Raw genomic sequence first — 17,228 nt, forward strand, 5'->3', positions numbered from 1 at the left:
TAATTATATGAACAGAATAAAGCAAAGCCCAAGGTGGTTATTGGGAATCCTATTGGTTACATTTTGGTCGGTCAACCACGCAAATGCCGCCAAATCAAACCGGCAAATGTCTTTAATAGAGGCTGTTGAGGAGATCAGTAAGAGCTACAATGTGTACTTTACTTTCGACAAGACCTTGGTCTCGGACATCAAGGTGCGTTACGAGCCCAAACGCGCCCGGAACGTGGAGGAAGCCGTATCGGCCGTCCTGAAAGGCACGGAGCTTTCCTACCGTTTTTTCAGCAATCGGTACATCATCATCTACAAAAACGATGAGGAAGGCCTGGAATCGTTGAAGAAGATGGCGCGCTACCTGGAAAAAATGGCCGATAAAGAAAAAGCCCTGCTGGTGAAGCGACAGGTGATTCCGGTGCAGGGGCGCGTGACAACCGGCGACGGCGGGGAAGGCCTGGAGGGCGTGAGCGTGAAGGTGAAAGGAACCAACCGGGGCACCGTAACCGATGCGCAGGGGAATTACCTGATCGAGGTGCCGAATGGGGAGGCGGTGCTGGTGTTCTCGTTCGTCGGCTACGCCAGCCAGGAAGTGCCGGTCAATGGGCGTTCTACCATCCACGTAGGGTTATCGCAGACGGGGCAGGACCTGGAGGAGGTGGTGGTAGTGGGATACGGTACCCAGAAAAAGGTAAACCTGACGGGGGCCGTCGCATCGGTGTCCGCAGCGGAGCTGGAAAAACGGACGGTGACGCGGTCGAGCCTCGCCCTGCAGGGGCAGATGAGCGGGATATCCGTAAGGCAGGGCTCCGGAAACCCGGGAAGCAACTCGGCTTCGCTGATCATCCGGGGGCAGGGGACGTTCAGCGGCGCCGGCAACAGTCCGCTGGTTCTGGTGGACGGGATTGAGTCGTCGGTGGATGCGGTCGATCCCAACGACATCGAAAGCGTGTCGATCCTGAAAGATGCGGCGTCTGCGGCCATCTTCGGTTCCAAGGCGGCCAACGGCGTGATTTTGATCGTGACGAAAAAGGGTATCGCCGGGAAGCCGGTATTCAGCTATAACACGTACGTAGGCAAACAGACGCCAACCATGGTGCCCGAGATGGTCAACTCGTGGGAATATGCGGAGATTGTCAACGAGACGTACCTGAATATGGGGCAGCAGAAGCGGTACTCCGATGAGGAGATCCAGAAGTTCAAGGACGGTACGGATCCGGATTATCCGAATTTTGATCATATTGATTATTTGTTCGGCTCGGGAAGCGGCATCCAGACGAAACACGATATTTCCCTGCGTGGCGGAACCGAAGCAACGCAGTACATGTTTTCGGCCAGTTATTACGATCAACAGGGGCTGATCAAAAAGAACAGCGCCGATCAGTACAACATCCGGCTAAACTTGGACGGCAAACTCCGCGATAACGTGCATTTCAGCGTGAAATTGGCGGGTTCAAAATCCCAGAACAACGAACCTTCGTCGCCGAACCGGGCGGGTTTATCAGGGATTGTGAGCGGGGCCATGCGGAATTCGAACGCACTGCCCGGCCCGACACCGGATGGGTATTGGGGGCGGAATGAAACCTTGCATCCGGAGGCCGACCTGAACAGCAAGTCGTTCATCCGGAACGCCGGGACGAACCTGTACTCGAATGGGAGCGTGGTATGGGATATTATTGAGGGACTGAAAATTACGGGGCAAATCGGGTATACGCAAGGCATGGGCGAGTACAAGGGGTTTGTCGCCACCTATCCCATCACTCCCACGTATGGCATTACCCTGAACAGTTTGAGTACGTCGTGGTCGCAGAACAACGCCCTGACGCTCCAGTCCATCATTGAGTATGATAAAGTGATAAACGACCACGCGTTCCACCTGCTTGGCGGCGTTTCGGGGCAGTCGTATGAATCGAAAAACATCAGTGCGTACCGGGATGCGTTTCCCAATAACGAAATTTATGAAATCAATGCGGGCGCAACGGCCCGCGGAACCCAGGGCGGGAGTGCTTCGCGGAATACACTGGCTTCCTATTTTGGAAGGCTGAATTACAACTTCCGCGAAAAATACCTCTTCGAAGCGAACTTCCGGTACGATGGGTCGTCGAGGTTTCCGAAGGATCGCCGGTGGGGATTGTTCCCGTCGTTTTCTGCGGGATGGCGCATCTCGCAGGAGGGTTTCCTGAAAGACGTGGCGTGGCTGACCGACTGGAAAGTCCGGGGCTCATGGGGCGAGCTGGGGAACCAGTCGATCGGAAATTATCCGTATCAGGACCTCGTGGCGCTGGGACAGAACTACCCCTTCGGAAGTGAATTGTCGGCCGGTGGGGCGGTAACGACCATCGCCAACAAGGAGATTACGTGGGAAACAACCACCATCACGGATGTGGGGATGGACGTCTCGCTGTTTCAGGGGAAAATCGATTTTTCAGCGGATTATTTCGTGAAGAACACGTCAAACATCCTCTATAATGTGTCGGTGTCCAATTTGTTGGGGGCAACGCCGTCGGCTACCAATGCCGGCTCGGTTGAAAATCGCGGGTGGGATTTTAACGTGAAATACAGCAACCGGACGGGGGATTTCTCGTACGGTGCGTCTGCCGTCTTTTCGATTGTTCGCAACAAGGTAACCAAATTGGCGGAAATTGACCGCGACATCAACCGGGGGCTGTTTGTCGGGCATCCCATCGGGAGTGCCTATGGGTACGTGAGCGATGGGTTGTTCGTGAGCGATGAGGAGGTTGCGAATTACGCCACCCAGCCGTTTTCATTCCTGGCGAATGCCGGCGGTATCAAATTCGTGGATATCGGGGGGCCGAATGGCACACCCGACGGCGTGGTGAATTCGAGCTACGACCGGACGATCATCGGGATGCCGCTTCCCATCACCACCTATTCATTTACCTTGGATGGCGGGTACAAAAACTTTGATTTCAACCTCATGCTGCAGGGCGAAGGGGGACGGAATGACATGATCAACATCGGGCAGTTCTTTTTCCCGTTGGAGAACAACAGCAACGTGCAACGGGAAGCGTACGAGAACCGGTGGACGGTGGATAATCCGAACCCACGGGCTTCCTACCCGAAAATGGTCCTGACCTCGTCGGGTTTCTACTCGACCAACGACGTGGACTACTGGTACCGCGATGCGACGTTCCTTCGGCTCAAAAATGTGCAGCTAGGTTATACGTTGCCGCAGCAGTGGCTGGAAAACGTGTTTCTGAACCGGGTGCGCATCTACGTGAGCGGTGAAAACTTATTCACCCTGACCAAGTATTACGACGGCTGGGATCCGGAGATGCAAACGGGGGGAGCGGGCTTGTTTTACCCGCTGACCAAACTGTATGTGGCCGGTATAAACGTCAAGTTCTAACCAAAAAGTACGCAGATTATGAAAACAGCTAAAAACATAAGTTTCTTCGCGGTCCTTTCGTTGATCTTATCCGTGGGTTTAACCGGGTGCCAGCCGGACTGGCTGGATGAACAACCGCTGTCGGAGTTGTCGGAAGCCTCGTTCTGGAATACCGAATCGGATGCCATACTGGCATTGACCGGGGTGTATAACGGCAGCAATGTGGGCAATAATTCATACAACAACGAGCTGCTGATCATGGCCAGCGCCACCGACGATTCGGGGTATAAAAACGGGGCCGTTGGCGTTATCTACAGCGGCTACCTGGTGCCGGGCGACGTCCAGGTGGTCCAGGCCATCTGGCAGCGGGCGTACCGGACGATTTTCAAGGCCAATTACTTTCTTGAGAATATCGAACGGGTGGAAATGGATGCCGCGAGAAAAGAGGCGCTGATTGCGGAAGTCCGCTTTCTGCGGGCCTACGAGTATTTCTATCTGTCGGTGCTGTATGGCGGGGTGCCGCTGATTACCAAGGTGCTGTCCATCGAGGAGGCGAATAACCAACGCCGCAATGCGTTGGAAGAAATCGTGGATTTTACCGTTGCTGAACTGACCGCAGCGGCTCCGAACCTGCCTGCCTCGCGGCCGGAAAATGAAAAGGGCCGGATTCTGAAGGCGGCGGCGCTGGCGGTAAAGGGGCGGCTGCTGATGATCCACGAACGGTGGGCGGAGGCGGCGGAAACCTACAAGGAGATCATCGACTTGGAAGCCCATAGCATTGACCCGCGCTACAAGGCGCTGTTTGAAGAGGCGGGTGAAAACAGCAGTGAGATCATCCTGGCTACCAATTGCGTGGCGGGCCTGTACGGGAACGCACAGAATCAACTGGTATACCACCCGGATTTTTATGGGGGGTACCAGGAAGACAATGCGTTTCAGGGGCTGATCGATGCGTTTTTGATGACGGACGGCCTGCCGATTGAGGAATCGCCGAACTACGATCCGGAAAATCCGTACGACAACCGCGACCCGCGATTGTATGCGAGCATTTTCCTGCCGGAATACACGGTCTTCCGCGGGAAGAAGTACCTGGCGCATCCGGATCTGACCAACAGTGGCATCGCTTCATTGATTGGGGCAACGGGATACGGATGGAAAAAATACGTCACCGAAGATTATACCGGCGATCAGCTGTCATCGGGCGACGATATTATCCTCATCCGATATGCGGAGGTGCTGCTCAGTTACCTCGAATCCAAACTTGAAAACGGGGATGCCATTGACCAGGCGTTGCTGGATAAAACGATTAACCAGGTGCGGGGCCGGGCGGAGGTGAATATGCCGCCGGTTACCGAAACCGATCGCGATAAACTCCGTGAAATTGTGCGCAGGGAGCGGCGCGTTGAATTTTGCCTGGAACGGCTGATCCGCTACATGGACATCCGCAGGTGGGGCATTTTCATGGAGGTCATGAACCGGCAATTCTATGGAATGAAGCTGACGGACGATCCGGATAACTACACGGACTTTAGCGTGGAAAAGACCGGAAAATACCGGGGACATTACAAAGTCATCAACAAAACGGGAAGCATTACGCCGGCGATGGCCTTGTTGCCCATCCCGCAGTATGAAATTGACATCAACCCCAATTTGGAACAGAACCCGGGTTATAATTAAGAGACACCGTCACATAAAACAACAGACAATGAAGAAGAAAGCCTTTTTGTGGTCGCTTTTTGGGGTAGCCGGCCTTTTGAGCATGGGTAATTCCCTACAGGCGCAACGTACAAAGCAAATCGACTTGGGCGAAGGGGTTTCGCTTGAGGTGGTCTTTATCCCGGAGGGTTCGTTTAAAATGGGCAGCACGCCGGAGGAAAAAGCCTGGGCGACGGGCATTGAAGGGGGCGCAACGCCGGGAACGGAGCGTGAATCGTACGAGGGGGAGCAGCCCCGCCTGATGCGGGTGAAGGACGGGTTTTGGATGGGCCGGACGGAGGTCAGCGTGGGGCAGTTCAAGCGGTTCGTGGAAGAAACGGGTTACGTGACGGATGCGGAGAAACCGGGAGGAAAGACGCAGGTGTTTGATCCCGAATGGAAGATTACAGCCAAGGCGCCGCCGCATCCCTGGATTTCCATGGAAGGAAAGAGCTGGCGGGATCCGAATTTCGGGTTTCCCTTGCGGAATGTGTATCCGGTGGTGTGCGTGAGCTGGAACGATGGGCGGGCCTTCTGCGAATGGCTGACCAAACGGGAACGGGATGCGGGCCGCCTTCCGGAAGGGATGGAGTACCGGCTGCCGACGGAAGCGGAATGGGAGTATGCCGCCCGGGGCGGTCAGGAAAGCACGTTTTTCTGGTGGGGCAACGATCTGAGTGAGGGCGAAGGACGGCTGAACATTTCCGCGATCGATTTCCTGCCGGGCAGGAATAAAACGTGGCCCCTGGCAAAGGCACCCTGGAGCGATGGATTTGCATTCGTATCTCCGGTCGACCATTTCGGTGAAAAAGGCCGCAATGGCTTCGGATTGGCGGATATGTGCGGGGGGGTGTGGGAGATTGTGCTGGATCATTTTGACCCGAAAGAGGGGCACGAGGAACTGCTGGTTACGGATGGGGATTATCGCCCCGTGTGCAAGGGTGGCAACTACTTCGATGTCCCGGGCAATGCCCGCTGCGCGGTTCGGCTGGGGCTCCACGGCGTGAGTTACTCCGATTCCCGGGATGGATTCCGGGTTTGCCTGGGGGTGGTAAAGGAGGGAATTGATTGATCAATGGGATTAAAGGAAATAAAAGTGCAGGGTATGGCAAACGTAAATGGGCATACAATTAACCGCAGGGAATTTGTCCGGAATCTGGCGCTGACCGGTGCCGGGGTGGGTGTGTTGGGGAACGCAGCCTTTCCGGCCATCGCTGGCGGCCAGCCGGGCGATATCCGGATCGGGATCGTGGGCCTGGCCGTACACAGCGCGGCGTTTTCACAGCTGCTGAACGATCCGGAGAAAGCAGCGGATCTGGCGGGTTGCCGCGTGACGGCTCTGTATCACCCGCCGGGAAATCCGGATGTGGATTTTACCAAGGAGCAGCTTGATAAGTTTGAGCAGGACGTGCGGGAGATGGGTGTAGCAATCGTAAGCTCCATGGAGGAACTGCTGGGGCAGGTGGATGTGGTGATGATTGAAACGAACGATGGCCGGCCGCACCTGGAGCAGGTGATGCCGACTTTCAGGGCGGGGAAACCGGTGTTTATCGACAAGCCGGTCGCCGCCGACCTGAAAGGGGTGGTGGAGATTTTTGATCAGGCCAAGGCCTTCCGGGTGCCGGTTTTTTCGTCGTCGTCCCTCCGGTACCTGAAAAGTGCCCAGGGGGTGGATCGGAGCCAGGTGCTGGGCGCCTATACCTACAGTCCGGCGCCCACCGAAAAGAGCCACACGGAATTGTTTTGGTACGGCATTCATGGCGTCGAGCTGCTGTATACCGTCATGGGAACGGGCTGTCAGGAAGTGATGCATGTCCATCATACGGATGGCGAGGACGTGGTGGTGGGTTTCTGGGACCACGACCGGGTGGGGACCTTCCGGGGAATCCGCCAGGGGCGGCGGGATTACGGGGGTACGGTATTCGGAAAAGAGGCCAATACCCCATTGGGGACGTTTGAGGGGTACCGGCCGCTGGTGGTAAAAGTGGTGGAGTTTTTCCGGAGCAAGCGGCCTCCCGTTCCCGTGCAGGAAACCCTGGAGATTTACGCGTTTATGGAGGCGGCGCAGGAGAGCCGGAAAAGGGGCGGAACGAAGGTGCGGCTGGAAGAGGTATTGGGAAGCCTTTAGCAGGGTAGCGAACGCAGTAAACGGTAGCGGGCACAGTGAACGGTAGCGGGCGCAGTGAACGGTAGCGAATACAATATACAGGAACGAACACAGTACAGAACGAACACAGTAAATAGAAGATTAACTAATTAACTAAAAGATGAAACCGGTAAAAGTTTTGGTGTTGGGCTGTGGGAACATGGGTAGTTCTCATGCCGTGGCGTATCACACGATGAAGGATGAATTTGAAATCTGCGGGTTGGTGTCCCGGGGCAAAAGCAAGGAGGTGCTGAATGAACAACTCGGGAATGCGTATCCGTTATTTGATGATTTTGAAACGGCTTTGAACGAAACCCAACCGGATGCGGTGAGCATTGCCACGTATCCGGATACCCATGAAAAATATGCGTTGATGGCGTTTGAAAAGGGATGCCACGTATTCGTGGAAAAACCGATTGCCGATACGCTGGAAGGGGCGCGCCGGATGGTTCAGGCGGCCATCAAACACAACAGGAGGCTGGTGGTGGGGTATATCCTGCGCCACCATCCGTCGTGGAAGAAGTTCATCGAGCTGAGCCACGGACTGGGGAAACCGCTGGTGATGCGGATGAACCTCAATCAGCAGGCCGACGGCAAAATGTGGACGCTGCACCGGAACCTGATGAATTGCCTCAGCCCGATCGTGGATTGCGGCGTGCATTACATCGATGTGATGTGCCAGATGGCAGGCGCAAAGCCGGTCCAGGTATACGCCATCGGCGCAAAGCTGACGGATGAGGTGCCCGCGGATAGTTACAACTACGGCCAGATGCAGCTGCGTTTTGACGACGGATCAGTGGGTTGGTATGAGGCCGGCTGGGGGCCGATGATGAGCGAGACGGCATTTTTTGTGAAAGATGTGGTGGGCCCGAAAGGTTCGGTATCCATCGTGGCAAAAGATGCGGGTGGAAAGGGAAAATCGGGTTCCATTGACTCGCACACAAAAACGGAATCGTTGTTGGTGCATCATGCCGACCTGGATGCGTTCGAACGGTTTTCGAAAGAAGACATCACGATCGACCTGACGGATGAACCGGACCACCAGGGGCTTTGCGACCGGGAACAGCAGTTTTTTTACGACGCGATTGCGAACGACGTCGATCTGACCAGGCACATGCAGGATGCCTTGAACAGCCTGGAAATCGTGATGGGTGCCGATGAATCGGTCAAAACCGGCCAGGTGGTCAAACTGCAGCTTACTGAACTCTAAAAACCGATCGCATGCAGAAAACAGCGATGGCAATTGCCGCACACCCGGATGACATTGAATTCATGATGGCGGGTACCCTGCTGCTATTGAAACAACAGGGGTATGCGATTCATTACCTGAATCTTTCCACGGGGAACTGCGGGAGTATCGAACACGATTCCGCGGCTACCACCGCGATCCGGATGGAGGAAGCCAAACACGCGACCCGGATACTGGAGGCGACGTTTCATCCGCCGATATGCAACGATTTCGAGATTCTCTATGGGGTGGAACTGCTCAGGAAGCTGGCCGCCGTGATCCGTCAGGTAAAACCGGCGATTATTTTGACGCATTCGCCGTCAGACTACATGGAGGATCACATGAACACGAGCCGGTTGGCCGTTACGGCGGCTTTTGTGCGCGGCGTGCCGAATTTCAAGACTGATTACCCGGCCATCGCGAATACGAACTGCGCGGTTTATCATGCGTTGCCACACGGTTTGCTGACGCCGTTGGGGCAACCGGTCATCCCGGAGCTGTTTATCGATACCACTTCCGTGCAGCCCGTGAAACGGCAGGCCTTGGCGGCACATAAGAGCCAACAGAACTGGCTGGAGGATAGCCAGAAAATGAATTCCTATGTGCAGGCCATGGAAGACTTTTCGCTGGCCATCGGCAACATGTCGCGCCGATTCGAGCATGCGGAGGGTTGGCGGAGGCACCTGCACTTCGGGTTTTCCGAACCTGGATATGACCCGTTAGAAGAACTGAATGGATTTTACCTAAAAAACAAAGATTATGCGTAAGAAAAGCTCAATAGCACCGGATTGGTGGGATTATACAACCCTGGATCTGGGGCAGGACGTGACCGATAAAATAGCGAGTATGACGCCGGAAGATATGGTGAACTTGTCGCGCCCGGGATTTAAGGTTGTTTTTTTTGATACCGTGGAGGAGTTTTACCTGGCCGAAGCGTTGGAATATGTGACCACCTGGATGCAGGCCACGGAAGATAATCCCGTGGGGTTATGCGGGCCCATCGGGCCTACTGAACAGCTGCCCCTGGTCGCCCGTATCGTGAACGAGATGGGCATCTCCCTGAAACACGCCCACTTCTGGTCTATGGATGAATGGGTGATCGATGGGAAGGAGGCTCCGGCTAGCCATCCGCTTTCATTCAAGAAGGCGTTTAACGACCTATGCTACAACCGCATCCACAAGGATCTGGTCATGCCGGAAGCGAACATCCATTTTCCGAAAGTGGATACGAGGGAGTATCGCGAAAGCTGGTCCAAAGCGCGGTGTTTGATTATGCAGGGGGGACAGGGCGACGTGAAACATTGGGCGTTCAACGAGCCGCCGCAGCGCGTGGGCGCCTATGCCGACCGGCCGCAGACGGTTGAGGAATATAAGAAACTGGAAACTCGGGTGCTGGATCTTCACCCGATTACGATTGCGCAGAACTCGCGGATGCATTGCGGCGGGAATGCGCCCATGATACCGACGCAGGCGGTAACCGTGGGGCCGAAGGAAACGTGGCAGTCGGAGAAGGTTTCCATCTGGCACGCCGGTGCCCATGACAATCCCTTCGGACAGCGGTTAACCACGTACATGATTTCGAATAAGCTGCCGGATACGTCGGTGCCGATGTCGGTTCTGGCGGATCACCCGAACGTCCAGTTTAATTTTCTGCGGGCGGGGTTTGGTACGTGTTCCATCGAAATGCATTGATCAGATACCGCTAAATACAGATGCAATGAATGGGATCATAAAAATAACAGCGATACTGGCGGCGGTGGTGATGGCCGGATGTACGGGCAACCAGACGTTCAAGCTGGAAAAGGGCGACCGGATTGCGATCGTGGGGAATTCCCTGGCCGAGCGCATGCAGCACGATGGGTGGTTGGAAACGTATCTTCAGGCAACGTATCCGGATGACCAGCTGGTGTTCAGGAACCTGGGGTACTCGGGCGATCAGGTACATTACCGGCCGCGTGCCCACAAAGGGTTTGGGGATAGCGATTCGCACCTGAAAAACATGCGGGCGAATGTGATATTCGCGTTCTTCGGTTACAACGAGTCGTTTGAGAATAAGCCGGAAGAGTTCCGGCAGCAACTGGGCAGCTGGATCGACCACGTCCGCGCACAGCCCTACGATTCGGTGAAAACAGCCCGCATCGTGCTGTTTTCGCCGATTGCCCACGAAAACCTGGAGACGCCCAACCTGCCCGACGGATCGGAAAACAACGTACGGTTACAGGCGTATACGGACGCCATGGCGGCCGTTGCCAAAGAGAAAGACGTGCCTTTTGTGGATTTGTTTGCGGCTACCCAGAAGATGTACGAAGACTCGGAGACGCCGCTCACCCTGAACGGGGTGCATCTGAACGAGAAGGGGAATGAGGAAGTGGCGCGCTACATTGTTGAAACGGCGTTCGGTAGTCGGGTAAAAATGGATCCGGTGGCGATCGACTCGCTGCGCAGCGCCGTTGTGGATAAAAACGGGTACTGGTTTCACCGGTACCGGACCATCAGCGGCAACGACGTGTGGGGGACCCGCTCCATCCAGGATGGGAACTACGCAACCCTGCAGCGGGAATTGCAGATGCTGGATACGATGACGGCAAATCGCGACAAGCGGGTGTGGGCGCGTGCGCAGGGCAACGACATCGAAATTGACGACAGCAACGTGCCGGAGCCGCTGATCGTGGGCACGCACATCACGCGGGAGGTTACCTACGTGGACCCGGAGGAGGCCATCGACAGGATGACCTTTCCGGACGACCTGCAGGTGAATCTGTTTGCGTCGGAGAAGGAGTTTCCAGAAATCGCCAAACCGGTAGCGATGCAGATCGATACGAAAGGGCAGGTCTGGGTGGCGTCGTGGGCGACGTACCCGAAGTGGGAACCGATGCGGCCGATGAACGACCGGTTGGTGACGCTGACCGACACCGACAACGACGGAGTGGCGGATAAGGCGACTACCTTTGCGTTTGTGCCGCACCCGACGGGGTTTGAGTTCTGGAACGATGGCGTCATCGTGGTGTCGGCCCCGGACATCCTGTTTCTGAAGGATACGACGGGCGACGGGGTGGCGGACGTGCGCACGCGGTTGTTCGGCGGAATCGGATCGGACGATACCCACCATACGGCGAATAACCTGATCTATGGCCCCGATGGGAATATTTATTACCAACGGGGGATATTTATCCTCGAAAATGTGGAAACGCCGTGGCGCAAGAGCGATGAGTCGGGGACGCCGGGGTTGTACCGTTTGAACCCGCGCACGTTCGACTTTTCGTTTGTGGTTGAAAATTCGCCCAATGCGCACGGCATCAGTTTCGATAAATGGGGCAACCAGTTCATTACCGATGGGACGACGGGAAAGGCGTTTCAGGTGTACTACGACCGGAAGGTGACTTCCACCACCGACAGCAGCAGGTTTGCCAAGCGGCCGTTGTTTGAGCCGACGGTGCGGCCGTTGACGTCAAATCAGTTGATATCCAGCTCCAATCTCCCTGCGCAGTACCAGAATAACTTCTTGGTATACAATGTAATCGGATTTCAGGGGATGAAACGCTATCGGCTGGATTACAAGCCGCAGGGGGTTGTTGAAGGTACGGAAATCGGAAACTTTTTGTTTACGGGCGATGACCCGGCATTTACCCCACACACGGAAGCGGCACCACGGGTGGTGCCGCCGGATTACACGGGCGATCCGAACTTCCGGCCCAGCGACGGGGCCGTAGGGCTTGACGGGGCGCTGTACTTCGCCGACTGGCAGAATGCCGTGATCACGCACTCGCCCTACAACCTCCGGGATGCCAGCCGTGACCAGATCCACGGGCGGGTGTACCGGATTACAGCCAAGAATAAACCCATCGGGCCCGCCGTCCGTGTGCACGGCGAATCAGTTGAAAACCTGCTGGAACTGTTTAAGAACCCCTACGACAACATCCGCCACCAGGCGCGGGTGGAACTGAGCGGCAGAAATTCCGACGAGGTGATCAAAAAGGCACAGGCGTGGGCCGCTAAACTGGATCGGTCGGAAAAGGAAAATGCGCTTCCACTGCTCGAAGTACTGTGGCTGCACCAACAGCATAACCGCGTTAACCGCGAGCTGCTGGTCGAATTGCTGAAGTCGCCGGAGGAACACGTACGGATTGCGGCCCAGAAGGTCGCTTGGTTCTGGAGCGAGCGGGCGTCGCATTTGGCGGCCCCCGACCCGGCCGGTGTGCCGGGCATGGAATTCCGCATCGGTTACGAGTCGTTCTGGGCCGACCGGGATAGCAGCAGGGCCGGTACGCCGGATGCTGCACATGCGGGGCATGGCAAGGAAACAGCGAAAACGCCGTCCAAAGGGAAAGCCGCTGCGGCACCGGCGCTTGATTTTAGGGAGAAGGAAACGGCTGCGTTGACCATCGTGGCCGTTAGGATGGAATTTGATGTGTCGGAATTTACGGTAAAGGCGGGCCAGCGGGTTGAGCTGACGTTGGACAACCAGGACCTGATGCAGCACAACCTGTTGATTGTGGCGCCCGGTGCGGCCGACGAGGTTGCCGGACTGGCCATTGACCTGCAGGAGGAGGGCTTGGCGAAAGCGTATGTTCCGGAAAGCGGGAAGGTGCTTCATCATACCGGCTTGTTGGACGGGCATACCAAGGAGGTGCTGTCCTTCCGTGCACCCACGGCTCCGGGCGACTATCCGTTTGTCTGTACGTTTCCGGGGCATGCTCCTGTGATGCGGGGAGTCATGCACGTAAAATAGCATGGACCGTAAAATGGGAAAAGCATGAGGATTGGCATCATCGGGTTGTCCGTTCACAGTGCGGATTTTACCAAACTACTGAATGCGGATACGCCGGGCGAAGGGTTGCGCGATTGCCGGGTGGTGGCCTTTTTTCATCCGCAAGGGAATGCCGACGTTGAGTTTCCGGCGGAACAGCTGGCGGAATTCAGCGATACGATGGCCGGCCACGGCGTGGAACGTTTGGAGTCCATCGAGGCGGTGCTGGACCGGGTGGACGCGGTGATGGTGCTGACCAACGATGGGCGTCCGCACCTGGAACAGCTGATGCCGGTATTCAAGGCCGCGAAACCCGTATTTGTCGATAAGCCCCTGGCAGCGGATTGGGCCGGGGTGGTGGCCATTTTTGACACAGCCGCGAAATACGGGGTACCGCTATTTTCTTCGTCCGCGCTGCGCTATGTGAAGCGTACGCAGGACATCCGCCTGGGTAAGGTCGTCGGACAGGTATTCGGTGCGGAGACGTACGGCCCTGCGCCCCTGCAAGCTTCCCACGTGGATTTGTTTTGGGATGGCATCCACGGTGTGGAATCGCTGTATACCATCCTGGGAACTGGATGCGAATGGGTCAGTTGTACACATACTCCCGGGTGTGATGTCGTGGTGGGGCGGTGGCGGGACGGTCGCGTCGGCATGTTCCGGGGATTGCGGCAAGGTAAAATGGGTTTCGGCGGAACGGTGTATGGAAGCCAGGGCATTTCTGACATCGGCCCTTTTGAAGGATACGGCCTGTTGGTGGCGGCCATTGTTGAGTTCTTCCGGACGGGGAAGCCGCCGGTAACCCCGGAAGAAACCCTCGAGATTTATGCATTCATGGCGGCAGCGGAAGCGAGTAAACGAAGGGATGGGGACCGGGTAGGGTTGGGGGAAATAAATGGGAAATTGAGAGGTGAAAGTTGAAAATTGAGAATTGAAAGTTGAAAATTGAGAATTGAAAGTCCAAAATTGAGAATTGAAAGTTGAAAATTGAGATTGAAAGTAAATCTTTAATAACGATAGAAAATGAAGCAAAGCAGATTGAATAGGTTGTTTAATCCCGTTTCCGGAAAATGTTTCGATGTGGCCATAGACCACGGCTTTTTCAATGAATACACGTTTCTTGGCGGCATTGAAAATATCGAGAAATCGGTGCAGGTGTTGATTGATGCGGGTCCGGATGCGATCCAATTGACCGTCGGCCAGGCCCGCCATTTGCAGTCGGTTGCCGGAAAGATGAAGCCTTCGCTGGTGCTGCGGACGGACGTGGCGAATGTGTACGGCCCCGATCTGCCGGATGTTTTGTACAGCCGGATGATTGAGGATCCGGTGTTGCAGGCGGTGCGGCTGGATGCCACGTGCGTGGTGGTGAACCTTTTCCGGATTCCGGGTGCGCCGGAGGTGACCGACCAGTGTATCCAGAACATATTGAAGCTGAAACCGCTGTGTGATTACTACGCCGTACCGTTAATGATCGAACCGCTGGTGTTCCGTCCGAATAGCGAGGCGGGCGGGTACATGGTGGATGGAAACATCCGGTTGATTACCCCGCTGGTGAGGCAAGCGGTTGAATTGGGTGCCGACCTGATCAAGGCGGATCCGACGGAAGACGTAACGGAGTACCATAAAGTCGTGGAAGTTGCCGGATCGGTGCCCATTTTAGTGAGGGGCGGTGGCCGTGCCGACGACAACGAACTACTGGAAAGGACCTATGCGTTGATGCAACAGGGGGTGAAGGGTATCGTGTACGGCCGGAATGTCGTGCAGCATGCCGACCCGGGAGGCATGACGCGGGCATTGATGGCCATTGTTCATGAACAGGCAAAACCGGAAGATGTGCTGCATTTTATGAAAGGGAAAAGCTAGCGGATGACTTTTAAATCGGTGTACTGCTGAATTTGGTCGAAATCCGCGTCGTTGTGCACCAACGTAATCGAGAATTCAAGCGCGTAATAAGCAATTAAGCAATCGTTACTTTTCCGGATGGTGGCACCTTTTTTACGGAGCGCGCGATACAAGTCGGCGGCCCCGATTGCCGCTTGTATTTGGGGTAGATCAAGCACATTAAAATACGACAACGTATCTTTAATCCGTTCGTATGTTGAATCGTCCCGGATTCCTTGCAAGATTTCCTGAAGGATGGTCGGTGTTAGATAAATTGGACGATCGTTAAGAATACTTTGCTCCAGTAAGTCAGCGCCTGGCGACTTTTTTTTGTTCAGGAAATCTATCCAAATCGATGTGTCAAACAGTAAAGGTTCGTTCATAGGCTGCGCATGTCTTCCAGATTTCCGGACCAGGTATCTGCTCCGCGAACGGTCAAAATCTGCCTACGCTTTAAAGAAGCGACGTATTGCTTCAAAGCCTCATTGACAATGTCCTTTTTGGTTTTGAAACCACTGATTTTTAACGCTTGTTTGATCAAGCTGTCATCTAATTCAATATTGGTACGCATACTACTTGTTCTTTGGTGTAAAGATACGAATTTTTATACACATTGATGAATCAACTGTCGAATGACGGCTTGATTCCCGGTCCGGCATCAATCCGGACCGGGAGTTGCAGGTTAACCGGCCGGCGTACCGTGAGCAGAAACGGTAACCGTTTTACGGCTGTTGGCGCTTACATCGGCACGGACGTCCAGCACCACGACACGCGAATTTTCGATGGTTTGATAGACCTCGCCGCCCGACACGCGATACCCGTCTTTGTTTTTGGGCATGACAAACCGAATGTGGCAACCGGGCAGATCCAGGTCAAACCGGTTGGTTAGCACCGCTTCGTTGACGGCTGACCGCCCGGTATTGTCCTCGCTGAATTCCAGTGTCAAATTCAGCAGAAGCTGGTCGTAGGGTGCGGTCGGGTTTTCGCAGAATCGGAGGGGTGGCGTATGGTGAAACGTATCGCCATCGACTGTGAACAGGCGAAAGAAACCTAATATTTTTTCCCAGTTGGCGATTTCCCCGCTCCGGCAGACGGCACCTGGCCGGATGTTGAGCGTGGGTGTGGTGCCGACAAGCGATTCGTGGGGCCGGTGGCTGTGCCCATTGAGCAGGATGTTGATCCGGTGGCGGTTCATGAACGCGGTGTCCACGCGGTCGGGGCGGTGCTGCGCCATGATACGCACCTTGCCGGGTCCTTCAGTGTTCAGGAAGCTATCCAGCAGTTTTCCCTGCAGTCCCGACATCGGCGCGTGATCAGGGATATCGACAACAGGATCGCCCAGGTAGTCGTCGGAGCCGACGATGCGCGTATCGAGGTAGGAAAAGCCGTACACACGCTTGCCCATCAACCGATTCCACTGGGCCGCCTTGGCGGGGTAGTCATCGGCCTTGGGGCCGTAGAAATCGTGATTGCCGGGGATGGAGAACACCGGGGCATCGAATCCGTAAACGCCCGAAAATCCGTGGGCTCCCTCAAAGAAATTCTTGTATTTCTCTTCCGCCAGCGGCGGATGGTTAAATCCGGAGCGTACGACACCGCCCCAGCCCAATGAGTCGGCATCGAAACGGGTATAATCGTGGATGATGTCGCCGGTGACGATGATGTATTCGGGATGGATGATGTTTGCTACTTCAATAAACCGATCGAGCAGTTCCAGTTCCTTGGCGTATCCATTTTCCGGCGTGCCAACCCATTGCCGCGACATGTGCGGATCGCTGATGTGGATGAAGCGATGCGGGTTGCGGAAGGCTTTGAGCACCTTGACCGACCGCCGGGAGACGTTGGTTTCACCCCCGCTTTTGACAATCAGGTCGTACAGTTCCTCGGGCGTGCCCTCGGGTATCCTAATCCGGATCAGCGTACCGACCGCTGCTTGGGTGAAGGAATCGTATTCGAACCGCCCGCTTTGGACGGTGTCTGCGGAAAGGACCACCCGGTTATAGGGTCCGGAGAGGATGACCGAGTCTACCGGCAGTGCGGCCGGGTTGTCATAGAGAATGTCGATGGATTTGCCTACCGGTGCAACCGCCGGGCAGGCACGCCAGGGATACACGATCTGGTTGGCCTCCGTACGGAGGCAGAACGCCTGCAGGCAGATCGTGACGGATAGAATGATAGGGTTACGTTTCAT

Annotated in this window: 13 protein-coding genes; 10 read left to right on the top strand and 3 right to left on the bottom strand. The window is 55.5% G+C overall.

Annotated features, from left to right (window positions below):
• Positions 1 to 7 precede the first annotated feature (7 nt).
• From ACFQRK_RS00165 to ACFQRK_RS00210, 10 genes are all read left to right on the top strand, one after another.
• Complete coding sequence (locus ACFQRK_RS00165) at positions 8 to 3,361, top strand: SusC/RagA family TonB-linked outer membrane protein (protein WP_379002439.1); 3,354 nt, start codon at positions 8 to 10, stop codon at positions 3,359 to 3,361.
• A gap of 18 nt (positions 3,362 to 3,379) precedes the next feature.
• Positions 3,380 to 5,017, top strand: a complete 1,638-nt coding sequence (locus tag ACFQRK_RS00170) for a RagB/SusD family nutrient uptake outer membrane protein (RefSeq protein ID WP_379002442.1) — start codon at positions 3,380 to 3,382, stop codon at positions 5,015 to 5,017.
• 28 nt (positions 5,018 to 5,045) lie between these two features.
• Positions 5,046 to 6,107, top strand: coding sequence for a formylglycine-generating enzyme family protein (locus ACFQRK_RS00175; RefSeq protein ID WP_379002445.1), 1,062 nt, complete (start codon positions 5,046 to 5,048; stop codon positions 6,105 to 6,107).
• Positions 6,108 to 6,140: 33 nt separating this feature from the next.
• Complete coding sequence (locus ACFQRK_RS00180) at positions 6,141 to 7,163, top strand: Gfo/Idh/MocA family protein (protein WP_379002448.1); 1,023 nt, start codon at positions 6,141 to 6,143, stop codon at positions 7,161 to 7,163.
• Between the two features lie 139 nt (positions 7,164 to 7,302).
• Positions 7,303 to 8,391, top strand: a complete 1,089-nt coding sequence (locus ACFQRK_RS00185; protein ID WP_379002451.1) for a Gfo/Idh/MocA family protein — start codon at positions 7,303 to 7,305, stop codon at positions 8,389 to 8,391.
• A gap of 11 nt (positions 8,392 to 8,402) precedes the next feature.
• Positions 8,403 to 9,176 carry a PIG-L deacetylase family protein gene (locus ACFQRK_RS00190; protein ID WP_379002452.1) on the top strand — a complete coding sequence of 258 codons (774 nt, stop codon included), beginning with the start codon at positions 8,403 to 8,405 and terminating at the stop codon, positions 9,174 to 9,176.
• A complete protein-coding gene (locus tag ACFQRK_RS00195) occupies positions 9,169 to 10,101 on the top strand; it encodes a hypothetical protein (RefSeq protein WP_379002454.1) in 933 nt (310 codons plus the stop codon). Before ACFQRK_RS00190 ends, ACFQRK_RS00195 begins: the two co-directional genes overlap by 8 nt.
• Before the next feature lie 25 nt (positions 10,102 to 10,126).
• Positions 10,127 to 13,138 (top strand): PVC-type heme-binding CxxCH protein, encoded by a 3,012-nt coding sequence (locus tag ACFQRK_RS00200; protein WP_379002456.1) that lies wholly within the window; start codon positions 10,127 to 10,129, stop codon positions 13,136 to 13,138.
• A 24-nt stretch (positions 13,139 to 13,162) separates the two neighbouring features.
• Positions 13,163 to 14,077, top strand: coding sequence for a Gfo/Idh/MocA family protein (locus tag ACFQRK_RS00205; protein ID WP_379002458.1), 915 nt, complete (start codon positions 13,163 to 13,165; stop codon positions 14,075 to 14,077).
• Between the two features lie 102 nt (positions 14,078 to 14,179).
• On the top strand, positions 14,180 to 15,019 hold the full coding sequence (locus ACFQRK_RS00210; protein ID WP_379002459.1) for a class I fructose-bisphosphate aldolase: 840 nt from the start codon (positions 14,180 to 14,182) through the stop codon (positions 15,017 to 15,019).
• Here the strand turns inward: ACFQRK_RS00210 and ACFQRK_RS00215 are convergent.
• The 3 genes from ACFQRK_RS00215 to ACFQRK_RS00225 all read right to left on the bottom strand — a co-directional run bounded on the left by ACFQRK_RS00215 (position 15,016) and on the right by ACFQRK_RS00225 (position 17,228).
• On the bottom strand, positions 15,016 to 15,420 hold the full coding sequence (locus tag ACFQRK_RS00215) for a PIN domain nuclease (RefSeq protein WP_379002461.1): 405 nt from the start codon (positions 15,418 to 15,420) through the stop codon (positions 15,016 to 15,018). The genes ACFQRK_RS00210 and ACFQRK_RS00215 overlap by 4 nt on opposite strands.
• Complete coding sequence (locus ACFQRK_RS00220) at positions 15,417 to 15,608, bottom strand: type II toxin-antitoxin system VapB family antitoxin (protein WP_379002464.1); 192 nt, start codon at positions 15,606 to 15,608, stop codon at positions 15,417 to 15,419. Before ACFQRK_RS00220 ends, ACFQRK_RS00215 begins: the two co-directional genes overlap by 4 nt.
• Positions 15,609 to 15,719: 111 nt before the next feature.
• Positions 15,720 to 17,228 carry a metallophosphoesterase family protein gene (locus ACFQRK_RS00225; RefSeq protein WP_379002466.1) on the bottom strand — a complete coding sequence of 503 codons (1,509 nt, stop codon included), beginning with the start codon at positions 17,226 to 17,228 and terminating at the stop codon, positions 15,720 to 15,722.

Source organism: Parapedobacter sp. GCM10030251, assembly GCF_042666505.1.
Lineage (GTDB): Bacteria > Bacteroidota > Bacteroidia > Sphingobacteriales > Sphingobacteriaceae > Parapedobacter.